We start from the raw sequence: 12,880 nt of genomic DNA, 5'->3' as shown, positions 1-12,880 counted from the left end.
AATTATGAAAAGAAATGTAGATTTTTATGTAAAAAAAAGAAATGAATTGATTGATTTGTTAGATGAGGAGAAAATAACAAAACAGGAATTTATTTCAAGAAACAACGTATTGATTAATAGTTTCAATCTAAGACCTTTCACTGATATTAAAACAGTAAATGAGGGAGTTTTTAACTATCAATATTATAATTTAAAGGCTAAGGAATACAATACAATAGCTAACAGATACAAAAACAAAAAACCTAAGAAGTATATTGCATCTTTAAACAAATGCAGAAACTATTACCTAGAAAAAGATAATACAATTTTGAAGATTTTGGAATTAATAGAATACAAGAATGTTGAAGCATATTATATAGACATTTTGTCTTACAGAATGAGGGATAATCTTTTTGAAATTGTACTCAAAGATTATGAAAAGATGATTTTTCACACAATAAATGAAAATATTAAACAACATTTGATATCAAATAATGTTTTTGAACCAATAAAGAAAAAATCCCTTATCGATTCTTATGTCAATAAGGGATATTAATTATTTCTTTATTTGATTTACTATTTCTTCTGTAGTCATATTTTTATTTAATTTGTAATTGCCATCCTTAAAAGCAGTAACATTGTTTTGCTTTAAGTAATCTAAGAATTCTTGTTCATCGGTAATTATGTTTCCACTGATTAAAATCTTTGAAACATCCAATTCTTTTGCCTCAGGTGGAATTGTGATTTCAATGTCTTTAACTTCTTCAGTAACTTGTTGGATTTTTAAATCCTTTGAGTAAGTTTGAGAACTTGTATAGTTTTTGGAAAACATTGAATTAATTGTTTTGTAAACATAAAATGTTGTAGCGACTAGAATGAGCAATAATAATAAAAGCTTTGCAAATTTATAAATAAAGTCTACTATTGTATCAATAAAATTTTTCATTTTTCACCTTCCTTATTAAATTATAATGATTTATTAACAATTTTTCAAATAGGAGCAATAATGAGACATATAAATATAGATAATTCAAATAGCAACCAAAGGGTAGATAGGTTTATTATGAAATTGATGCCAAAAATGAGCAAAAATCATATCCAAAAACTTATCAGAACTAAAAAAGTAAAAGTTAATAAAAAAAGGACAGAACCTGATTATAATCTGAAAATTGACGATGTGGTAAATATTTATTTGTACGATGAAGTTATTGAAAAATATCAAGATAATAGGGTATACTCCGCTGAGGATTTTAACTTGGATATAATCTATGAAGATGATGATTTAATATTGATTAATAAAAAAACTGGAGTATTATCACACGCAGCTAATCCTCAAGATTATGGGAAAAATATAGTGGATATGATGGTAAGCTATTTGATAAAAACAAATCAGTTTACTCCAACACAAAACTCTACATTTACACCAGCTTTAGTAAATAGATTGGATAGAAATACTTCTGGCATTGTTGTAGGTGCAAAAACTTATGATAGCTTGAAATATTTTAATGATTTATTCAAAAAACACGAAATTACTAAGATTTACGAAACTATTGTGGTTGGTAATCTCAAAGACCAAATAATTGATTTGGCGCTAGAAAAAGATAATGATAAGAACAAATCTGTGGTCAATTCAAGTGGAAAAAATAGCATGACAAAAGTTTGGAATGTAAAAAATTTTGGGAAATATTCACTGGTCAATGTAGATTTATTGACTGGAAGGACACATCAAATCAGAGCTCATTTGTCACACATTAATCACCCGATAATTGGCGATATTAAATATGGAAACAGAGATGTTAATAAATATTTCAAAAATAAGTACGATTTGAATTTTCAATTATTACATTCGTATAAGCTAATTTTTCCAGAAAAAATGGAAAAATACCAAAAATATGAATCTATGGTTTTTGAAAGCAAAAGAGATGATTTATTTGAGAAAATATTGAACGATTTGGAGAGTAAATATGATTAAGATAATTAACAACAACAAAATATACGACTATGAAGATAAGACGATTTATGATTATGGCATTCAATGTGGTTTTGAAGATAGTATTGTTGCGTTAAAGAACAATAAACTTGTCGATATTATGAGTAGTATAGAGGATGGAGATACGATTGAGTTTGTAAATGAAAACAGCGTTTATTCACAAGACACATTGATGAAAACAGGAATTTTGCTGTTGCTATTGGCATTTAAACTAAAATTTCCCGAAGATCAATTGGTAGTTGAATATACAATTGGAGACTATATGTATCTTGAATTCGAAAATAACAACGAAATTCATTTTAGAGATTTGGAAGAAATCAGAGAACTGATGGATGATTTGATTAATCAAAATCTTAGAATTGAAAGAGTAAAAGTTTCCAGGAAAGAAGCTTTTGATATTTTTGAAGAGGAAGGATACATTCAAAAATCAAGACTACTAAAAAGTTTAGACAAGGATGAAGTGTATTTGTACAAATGTCACAATCATTACTTCGGTATAGAAGGATTTGTAGCTCCATTTACGAGATTTTTGAAACATTACAAACTTATCAACTATTTTCCAGGAGTAGCATTAAGTGTCAGTAGAACTGGTGAATTTACCGACTTTAAAGAACAAAAAGCTCTCTCAAAAATATTTTCCAAATCAAAAAAATGGACTGAAATGTTGGATATTGGTTATGTGGGGAGTTTGAATGAAAAAATTCAGGATGGAAATATGGATTTTTTGGTTAACGTAAATGAAGCTTATTTTGAAAATCAAATTTCATACATTGCCGACAAGATTATTTACAACAATGCGAGATTAGTTCAAATATCTGGACCTTCTTCATCAGGGAAGACCACAATGGCTGAAAGACTTTCTGTCCAATTAGCTGTAAGAGGCAAAAATCCTATTCCTATTTCTATGGATAATTATTTTGTAAATAGAGTGGACACTCCTTTGGATGAAGACGGCAACAGGGATTACGAATCGATTAATGCACTTGATTTAAAAACGTTTAACAGAGATTTAATGGGACTATTAGAAGGCGATTATGTTAATTTGCCAATTTATAATTTTATCACTGGCGAAAGAGAATATGGCGATACTTACACCAAACTTGACAAAAATGGAATTATAATTGTGGAAGGAATTCACGGACTTAATCCAAAACTTACAAGTCTAGTTCCAGATAAGGACAAATACAAAATCTATGTATCAGCATTGACACAACTAAGTATTGATTGTCACAACAGAATATCAACTACAGATATGAGACTTATGAGAAGAATGGTGAGAGATTTTGTTCAAAGAGATAAAAGCGTAGATGATACATTGTCTGAATGGCCAAGAGTTCACACTGCTGAATATATTAATGTTTTTCCATATCAAAATGAAGCAGACAGTATAATAGACTCATCATTAATTTATGAAATTAATATTTTGAAAAAATACGTTTTGAAATTAGTGGAAAATTACGACAAAAACGGTCCAAACTTTACAGAGATTGAAAGGTTAAAATCCATTTTGAATTATTTTATAGAAATAAAAGACGATTCAATAGTCCCTAAAAACTCAATTTTACAAGAATTCATAGGAGATTACAATGAATAAGAGAATTGTGTACACTAATTCAAATTCTTCAAAGCTTTTTGATGAAAATATATCTTACTTAAAAAATCAAATTAGAAATGGCAACACTGATTTTATTTTAATTTTGCCAAATAGAAAGCTAATTAAAAATATTAGAAATAAGTTTTTAAAAGAACAATCGGTGCTATGCGACGTGAAGATTTGGACTATAGATGATCTAGTAAATGCTTCAGATATTTCAACATATCTGACAGATTTGATTTTGAGACTAGCAATTAAAGAGCTTATCAATGAAGGGGTGTTTGAGGATAATAAATTTTCCAATTCTAATGGAATGATAAATTCATCCAAAAGATTTATATCTACATGTAAGTATTCAAATAAAAAAATAGATGAACTTGAAGAAATCTCTAATCACAATGTTAGTTTAAATATTTTGAGTAAAGTCTATGAAAAATATCAAAGTATTATGAAACAGTATAATTTTCTGGATAAATTTGATGCCTATGACACAAAAAATCTTAATCTTCAAAAAAACAAGGATATTTACATTCATGGATTCAGTGAGTTTCGACCAATTGAATTGGAAGTAATAAATCAGTTGAAAAATTATGATGTTAATGTCTATATTTACGTGGATTATTATAATGAATACAAAAGTGAATTAGTAAATCAATTGCGTGATATTGGATTTGATGTTATTCAAAATGAAGATAAATCAAAACCAAATAAATTCATTGAAAAGAAGGTAGTTAAATTAACCAATGAAATTTTGGAAAAAGACAGGCTAATTAATGAAATATCAAAAGATTCATACACTTATGATTATAATAAAATGGCAATTCTTTTAGAAAAAGATTCCTCAAAAAGGGAAATATTGAATTCCTTGAAATTACACGATATTCCAGTTTTTGGAGATGATTATATTTTTTATCGTGACTACAAATTTTTCTTAGATATAATTAATCTACTTGATAATACGAAAACTTTAAAGCAATATATTTTTTCTACACTAGATAGTTGTTTTATGGAATTTGATTTGAAGGATAAAGTCACGTTCAGAAGTATATTGTCAGATTTTGAGTTTGATGATTGGGAAGATTTAGTTAAAATTTTGAAAGTAAATGTTAATTATGAAACTAATTTACAAATTTTAAAAGAGATTAAATCGTATTATTTATATTTTATAGAAACAAACATTAATGTTTTAGCTAATCTTATAGCAATAATTCAAAAAAAAGAAAGTTATGATAAAGGATTTAATTTATTTTCTGAAAAACTTTTGATAATACTTGAGGATTTGTATAAAAATCATGCTGAACTTGTTAAAAAATCGAAAAATATTAACTCTTATTTGATGGATTTGATAAAAAATTTGAAGGTTGATTCTACAGATTATTTAGTAGATGGAATTAGAATATATTCCCTTACGGATATTAGACTTTCAAACTACGATGTTTTATACGTAGTTAATATGAATGATGATGTGATTCCAGGAAAAATTAATTATGATTTCTTTAACAATGAAGATAATATAGAATTTCTACAAAAAAGAGGAATCGACATTTTGTCAGACGCAGAAAATAGAAAAAGAAATATTGACAGATTTATTGATGCTATAAATAGAGCGAATAAAAAAATTTATCTGTCTTACAATACTGAGAGCAACATAAAATCAAGATTGATTTTGGAAAAGAACATAAAATCAAGTCAAAAGATAAAGAAAATTAACATGAAAAATATCAAAAAAATTGACACAAAAAAACTTCACAGCGTGTCAGCTTATGAGAAATATTCTTTGAAACAACATTTAAATAGAATAGAAAGCAGAATATCCTCAAAGGATATTTCTGATTTTGAAGTGGATGACGAAACAACACAATATATATTGAAGAAAGAATTATCTTCAACTCAGCTTGAAACATATTTTGAATGTCCAATGAAGTTTTATTTTAGATATTATTTGAAGCTTAAACCGCAAATAAAGTCTAGACAATTGGATATTGGAACTATTTTGCACAACACATTGGAAGAATTTTACGGAATAAATATTTCGCAAATAAGAGATGCTATAGATGGCAAATGTGAGTTAGATGTTTCAAGTTTGGATAGATTGCTTAGAAATTCTTTTGAAAAGTTCGGATTAAACACTGATATTAAGGAAAATGAATTTGATTACGAAAAGTATTTGAAAAAACTAAAAGACTTTATTCGAACTGATATTTACAATATGAAAAACGAATCTGAAAAGTTTTACCCTTATAAATTAGAAGAAGATTTTATTGTTAGTTTAGATGAAAACACAAAATTTATTGGAAGAATTGACAGGGTTGACAGAACAGATTCAGGTAAAATTAGATTAATAGACTATAAATTATCGAAAAATAGTTTCAGGAAAGTAAAAGATTTGGACAAAAACAAAGGATTTCAATTTGCAATATATTCTTCGTACGGTGATGTTGTAAGTTGTAAATACAAAAGCATTAGAGATAATGAAGAATATGAATATCTTCAAAATGTTTCAAAGGATCAGTTGGATGAAATTATGATTCAGAAAGTAAAAGAATTCAGAGAAAATATTAGGAATAAGAACTTATTCGTAAAAGCAAGTGATGACAATTCTTGTAAATATTGTGATTTTAATAAAATTTGCAAATTAAAAAACACAGAAGGGAAAGCTAGCAATGATTAAATTCAGCGACAATCAAAAATTAGCTTATTCAACGATAAATCAAAATGTTTGTGTAAATGCAGGTGCAGGAACTGGTAAAACAGAAGTAGTTTCTGAAAGATTTAGATATATGTACGAAAAAGGTATCGACATTAAAAGTATCGTGTGCATTACTTTTACGAACAAAGCTGCTGATGAGATGAAGGATAGAATTATTCAAAAGCTAAACAATCCCAGACTAATTGACGACATAAATGTATCCACCATTTCATCTTTTTGCAAAAAAATCGTGTCGGATAATTCGTACTATTTATCAATAGATCCTAGTTTTCAAATTATAGAAGATGATCAATCTAACAAAATGATTAATGAAATTTTTGATGCAATCTTAGAAGATAGGATTGATTTTATTAAAAAGCTTGGTAGTGAGTTAGATATTTCATATTCAGACACGCTTAAAATTATCAGAGATTCTTTCAATAAATTAAGAACAAATAACATAGAATTTGAAGTTATTAAAAGAGAAACAATTCTTCAATTAACTAATTTGAGAAATATTGATGATGAGGATATAATCGGAATCAAAAATTATCTATTCGATTTAAGAGAAGAATCAGATAATATCAAAGGACTTACGAAAAATAGTAGGCTATATAAATTTTTGCATGATGATAAACAAATTTTGGAAATTCCAGAATATACTAGATTTTTGTTAGAAAGTTTTGACAATCTTGGAGAGAGCAAGAAAGAAAATGTTCAGGAAATAATTGATGAAGTTAATAAGAGAGTTGATGCGATACTTTCAAATAAAGAAAAAGATTATATAGATTTGTATGAAGGTTTTTTCGGTATTTTGATAGAAGTTAATAGAGAATATTCAATAAAAAAGAATGAAAAAAGTTTCTTAGATTTTAACGATATTGAAATGATGTGTAAAAAAGCTCTGGAAAATGGTGATATTCTAAAATCGTGTAAAGAAAAGTATAAATATTTTATGATAGATGAATATCAAGATACATCAAATCTACAAAGAGATATTTTTTATACATTGTGCAGCGAAAATAAGGCTTTGGATAGAAATAATCTTTTCATAGTTGGTGATCCGAAACAAGCCATATATAGTTTTAGGGGAGCGAACATAAAAGTATTTGAAAAAACTAGAGAAGACATAAAAAAAAGTGGCGGAAAATATATAACTTTCCATGAAAATCATAGAACACATCCAAATATAATGGAGCCTATTAATTACATTTATTCTAATAAAATGAAGGATAGATACGATAGCTTAGTCGCAGTTAATGAAGTGGGAGAAGTAATCGGAAGAGATGAATTTAAACTTAACAATAAGGACGCAAAAACAAAAGATGATTCCGCAGATATCTTGGTTTCATACATCAATGAAGATAATTTTAAAGACACTGCTATCTTAGCTAGAACTAAGAATGATTTCTCGGAATACGAAAAAAGTTTAGCAAATAGAAATATTCCTTATTATATTTTTGACAAACAAGGACTTGAAGAATGCAGAGAAATATTAAATCTGATTCAGTTCATAAAATACGCACGATACGGTGATGACATAAGTAAAGTAGGAATATTATCTAATGTATATGATGTGGATTACAATGAAATATTGAATCAAACAGATAACTATCAATCTACTATGAAAAAAATTGATGAACAAGTTGTAGATTTTACGGAAAATCTTACAAAATATACGATTTACGATTCAATGTCTAATTATATTGAACAGATTGACTACTTAGGATTATTTAATGATCTTCAATCAAAGGCAAATATAATTAAATTTTTGGAAATTGCAAAGCAATTTGATGCCAACAACTATAGTATAGAAGATTTTGTAGATTATTTTGAAAATAATACTAACTTATATCAAATGTCTTTTGAAGATGAACACAGTGATTTGGTAAAACTGATGACTATTCATAAGTCAAAAGGTTTGGGATTTGAAAAAGTTATAGTGGATAATCTATCAAAACCATCAATTAACAAAGATAAATTTCTATTATTTATAGACAACGAAAACATTCAGATGCAATTCGTGCTAGATTTTCCTTATTCAAAATTTAGATTGACAAAAGTTAAGAAATTAATAGAAGAAGAGGATGATTACGAAGTTGATAACGTGTACTATACGGCATTCACACGTGCAAAAAAAGAGTTATCTTTTTCGAATTCAAAAAAATCGGGACATTTCAAACAAATAAGTCCATACATTGAGGACTTGCAACAAAGAGGAAGTATAAGATTTTTAGAATTAAATGAGAAACCTTTTTTACTCGAAAAAATACAAACAAAATTCGATATACCAGAACCAAAGAAAGTAAAAGTCGAAAAACTTATTCCAATTGGTATTACAAGTATTTTAAATTCCAATGAAGAAATTTTTGATAGTAATCTTCAAAAATCTTCAATAAATTATATATTACTTGGTAATTTGGTTCATATGTATGCGAAATTATCTGACGGAAGTAATTATCCATGTATAAAAGAAGTAGATTTCTTAAATAATGATGAGAAGGAAATTTTCAATGTCGCAACTAAAAACTTTAACCAATTTATAACAGATTTTTCAAATTATAAAAATGAAATGGATTTTAATTTATTGTACGAGAATCTTATGATATCTGGATTTATGGATAGAGTGGAATTTTGTGATGAAAAAATAAAAGTTTATGATTATAAAATTAGTTCACAAACACAAGAATACTTGTACGAAAAATACCACATGCAATTGAAGTTTTATTCTTATGTTTTGAACAAAAAATACAACAAAAATATTAAAATGATTCTTGTAAATTTAAGAAAAGGATACATTATTGAAAAAAATTACGACCAAAATTGCGAACTAGAGGTTGAGGTTTTTCTTAACAATTATGTAGATCAATTGAATTAGCTAAATTATGAGTTATAATAATACATGAGGTGTGATATGAGTATTAAAGTTCTTTTAGTAGAAGATGAAGATAATATAAGACAATTTACAAAAATAAATTTAGCAAGAGAAGGATTTGAAATATTAGAAGCTGAGTCTGGAGAAAAAGGCGTAGAGTTAGCAGAATTAAACAAGCCAGATGTAGCTGTTTTAGATATAATGCTTCCTGGAATTGATGGGTTTGAAGTTTGCAAAATTTTAAGAAATAAATTCCCGAATATTGTTATTATAATGTTGACTGCAAAAACTCAAGATAACGATAAAATTGAAGGGCTTGAAAGAGGGGCAGACGATTATTTGACAAAACCATTTAATCCTCGCGAATTGATTCTTAGAATAAAATCTGTTTTAAGAAGAAGTCCGCAAAAACAAAATAATAGCCAAATTATTGAAGATGAAACATTCAAACTTGATATGTATTCGAGAACTTTTTATAAAAATGGAAAAGAAATTACATTAACTCCAACAGAACTTAACATAATAAAACTTTTGATGCAAAATCCTGGAAAAGCAATTACTAGAGATGAATTGATGGATAAAGCATGGGGTGAAGATTTCATAGGAGACGCTAAAATTGTTGATGTTAATATGAGAAGATTGAGAAGCAAAATTGAAGAAGATTCAACTCACCCAAAATACATTGTAACAGTGTGGGGAGTTGGTTACAGATGGGAAAATAAAAAATAATGAGTATTAAAAACAAAATAATGTATTCCTTTGTATTTTTAACAAGTATTACCGCGATAATACTTGTTATATTTTCTATTTATGCTACTAAGTTTTATTATTATTCTACAATGGAAGGCGTTTTGAACAACGAAATAAGATATTCTACAAATTTGTATAGCTCTTATATGGCAGATTATGAACTAGATGAAGTAATTGCCGAAGACAAAAACCAATTTTACAGACAAACTGACTGCCAAGTGCAAATTTTGGACAATAATCAAGTTGTTGTATTTGACTCAATTGCAAGTCCAAATTTGGGCGAAAAAATAGAAACATCAGATGTAGTAAGTGCAATAAATGGTCAAAGTGGAAGATACACAGGAAAAGTTAGTTATTCTGATTCAAATATTATTTCTGTTTCTGTTCCACTTGAATCCAGGGGAAAACAAGTCGGAGTTTTAAGATATATTTCAAGTTTAAAGGAAATAGACAGGGCAATAAGAGTGAAGTCAGTATCTTTTGCTTTGTTCGGATTTTTAGTAATATTATTCAGTATTTTATTGAGCAAAATTTTAACTAAAAGCATAATCAAACCGATAAATAGCCTTGCAAAAACTGCCGAAAGAATGGCTAAGGGTGATATGGAAGTAAGAGCAAAAGAAAATGATACAGATGAAATTGGAAGACTTGGAATGACTTTGAATTTATTGACGGACAATATTAACAAGAAAGAACAATTGAAAAACGAATTTATTTCAAGTGTGTCACATGAATTGAGAACACCATTAACTTCTATAAAAGGATGGGCGCAAACTTTAAAATACGATCCATCAGATTTAGAAACAACAACTATGGGAATAGATATAATCGATAGCGAATGCGACAGACTTACAAACATGGTTGAGGAGTTACTTGATTTTTCAAGGTTTACTTCTGGAAGAATTTCAATCATTAAGAGAAAACAAAACTTAATTGAATTAGCAGAACACATCAAAAATCAATTGCTTCCTAAAGTTCGTTCTAAAGGAATTGATTTGATATTGAATTATGAAAGTCCAGAACTCATCGCTACATTTGACGAAGATAGAATTAAGCAAGTTTTCATTAATATTTTAGATAATGCTATAAAATTTACTCCAGAAAAAGGAACGATAATTATTAATATTGAAAAAACGGAAAAATTTGCAGAAGTATCTATAATAGATACAGGGATAGGAATTTCATTTGAAGAAATAGAACTTGTAACTGGAAAATTTTACAAAGGCTCTAATTCGAATTCTCATGTAGGTTTGGGGCTTTCTATTTGTGAAGAAATAGTAAAACTTCACAAGGGAGAATTGATGATTAAATCTAAATTAGATGAAGGAACTACAGTTTCGTTTACATTGCCATTAGGAGATGATGAAAATGAAAAAAACAACTAGTATTTTGGTAGGTACGATAGTTTTAATTTTGTTGATTGTTTTCATAATGTTCAGAAATAAAGAACAATCTGCAGTTGAAAATATCAAAGTTCCTGAAAATAATTTATTGGTTGCAGCAGGTGTGTGGCAAATTGATAAGAAAGAAAGCTTTTCTGATTCTAAATCCAAAGTTTCAGATGAAATAGGTAAACTTTACGTCGATGAATCTATAGTTGTTTTTGGAAAAAGATTTACTATAAACCCTAAATTTTCGTCTAAATTTGTCAGTTTACAAAATTATCTAAGTAAAAAAACAAGCGATGAAAATATAAGTAAGAAATTTTCTAAAGATAAGAAAATGGTCATTACAATTTCTGATGGCAGCAAGTTTTATCAAGATGTTGTTGTAATGGATAAAAACAATATAATTTTACCATACAACGGAGTGCTTTATTACATGAAAAAAACTGAAAATCAAGTCAGCAGAACTTTTATTGAGAATTACCAGTCAACCTATGAAAGTAAATATTATGAAAATAAAGGAAACAATTTAAAAGACAAAGAAAATATTGCTCTTTTAATTGGAATCAAAAATAAAGTTGTAAGAAATGATGAAAGTGATATATCTTATAGGACTATTTTATTGGATATCGACAAGAAAAATCGCGCACAGATTTATCAAACATCTGCATTGTTTTTCCCTAGAAAAAATGGGTTCTGGACTATGGAATACAAAAAGAATGAATTTGATAATAACTATGTAGAGCAATTCTTAGCCAAGCCGGTTTATTCAGGTGAAAACTCCAAAGAAAATAAAAAATTAGAGTTTGACTCATCTGCAGAAATAACATACCTAGGTCCAGAATATATCTCAATCATGCGAAATAAGCATCAATTTGAATATTATTCTATATATGACATAGATAAAATGAGCAATAATAATGAATTGAATATAGATCAAATCGGAGGAAAAGAAGCTGTAAATGTATTGAAAAATTCTATTGCAGAAGAATACACAGAGTCTAATTCTGAAGTTTCTTCAAATGATAAAAATGAAGATTATAAAAATATTGGAATTGTAAGAAATTCAGGTAAGTGGAATTACCAAACACAATATACATTTAAAGAAAATAACGAAGTTAAGTTAAAAAATGTAATACTAAATATAGTTTCACATTTGAATTTATCGCCAGATGAATTATCTATGAATTGGCAATCTATAAAAAATTTAAAAAGCAGTGCGATAGATGCTTATTCTTCTCCTGATAAAAGAATATTAATAGTTCAAACGACAGACGAAATATTAATCTATGATTATTCTAATGATAATAAATTAATTGGAAGTATTCCAATTACAAAAGATGATTCAATTATAATGAGTGAGTGGGCAGTCGGAAATTATGCAGAAATGTGGAAAAAAGAATTTCAAAACAATGACAAAATTCCATCATCTTTTATTACTAACCTTAGACAATAAAAATTAATAGAAAAAAAGAAGTAGATAATCTATAAATTGACCTGAACCCGTAAACACGGAATAATTTAATAATATTTTAAGCGGAATGTAATCTGTACATAACAGGGGACATTCCGTTTAATTTTGTTTTAATTCTATCTTCATTGTACCATCTAATATATT

10 protein-coding genes are annotated in these 12,880 nt (G+C 27.4%); 8 read left to right on the top strand and 2 right to left on the bottom strand.

Annotation, left to right across the window (positions count from 1 at the left end):
- The first annotated feature begins 4 nt into the window (after positions 1–4).
- On the top strand, positions 5–535 hold the full coding sequence (locus ACU68U_RS06080) for a DUF6648 family protein (protein ID WP_154254942.1): 531 nt from the start codon (positions 5–7) through the stop codon (positions 533–535).
- On the opposite strand, the gene ACU68U_RS06075 is transcribed toward ACU68U_RS06080, so the two are convergent.
- Positions 536–925, bottom strand: coding sequence for a hypothetical protein (locus tag ACU68U_RS06075; RefSeq protein ID WP_094224576.1), 390 nt, complete (start codon positions 923–925; stop codon positions 536–538).
- 60 nt (positions 926–985) lie between these two features.
- Here ACU68U_RS06075 and ACU68U_RS06070 point away from each other — a divergent pair, with 60 nt between their 5' ends.
- The 7 genes from ACU68U_RS06070 to ACU68U_RS06040 all read left to right on the top strand — a co-directional run bounded on the left by ACU68U_RS06070 (position 986) and on the right by ACU68U_RS06040 (position 12,718).
- Positions 986–1,951: an RluA family pseudouridine synthase gene (locus ACU68U_RS06070; protein WP_274983443.1), complete on the top strand. Its 966-nt coding sequence runs from the start codon at positions 986–988 to the stop codon at positions 1,949–1,951.
- Positions 1,944–3,563 carry a nucleoside kinase gene (locus tag ACU68U_RS06065; RefSeq protein WP_446762935.1) on the top strand — a complete coding sequence of 540 codons (1,620 nt, stop codon included), beginning with the start codon at positions 1,944–1,946 and terminating at the stop codon, positions 3,561–3,563. The genes ACU68U_RS06070 and ACU68U_RS06065 overlap by 8 nt, the downstream gene beginning before the upstream one ends.
- Positions 3,556–6,234 carry a PD-(D/E)XK nuclease family protein gene (locus tag ACU68U_RS06060; protein ID WP_446762934.1) on the top strand — a complete coding sequence of 893 codons (2,679 nt, stop codon included), beginning with the start codon at positions 3,556–3,558 and terminating at the stop codon, positions 6,232–6,234. Before ACU68U_RS06065 ends, ACU68U_RS06060 begins: the two co-directional genes overlap by 8 nt.
- On the top strand, positions 6,227–9,130 hold the full coding sequence (locus ACU68U_RS06055; protein WP_446762933.1) for a UvrD-helicase domain-containing protein: 2,904 nt from the start codon (positions 6,227–6,229) through the stop codon (positions 9,128–9,130). Before ACU68U_RS06060 ends, ACU68U_RS06055 begins: the two co-directional genes overlap by 8 nt.
- A gap of 36 nt (positions 9,131–9,166) precedes the next feature.
- A complete protein-coding gene (locus tag ACU68U_RS06050; protein WP_035109453.1) occupies positions 9,167–9,856 on the top strand; it encodes a response regulator transcription factor in 690 nt (229 codons plus the stop codon).
- Positions 9,857–9,978: 122 nt separating this feature from the next.
- A complete protein-coding gene (locus ACU68U_RS06045) occupies positions 9,979–11,262 on the top strand; it encodes a sensor histidine kinase (RefSeq protein ID WP_306479210.1) in 1,284 nt (427 codons plus the stop codon).
- On the top strand, positions 11,246–12,718 hold the full coding sequence (locus ACU68U_RS06040) for a hypothetical protein (protein ID WP_446762932.1): 1,473 nt from the start codon (positions 11,246–11,248) through the stop codon (positions 12,716–12,718). Before ACU68U_RS06045 ends, ACU68U_RS06040 begins: the two co-directional genes overlap by 17 nt.
- Before the next feature lie 76 nt (positions 12,719–12,794).
- Here ACU68U_RS06040 and ACU68U_RS06035 read toward each other — a convergent pair whose 3' ends face one another.
- Entirely contained in the window at positions 12,795–12,875 is an 81-nt protein-coding gene (locus tag ACU68U_RS06035) for an IS3 family transposase (RefSeq protein WP_414731760.1), read from the bottom strand.
- Between the last annotated feature and the right edge of the window lie 5 nt (positions 12,876–12,880).

This window comes from Finegoldia sp. P3-F-LR, assembly GCF_052932165.1.
Note: the sequence above shows the minus strand (reverse complement) of the source record. Positions and strands in the feature narration are given on the sequence as shown.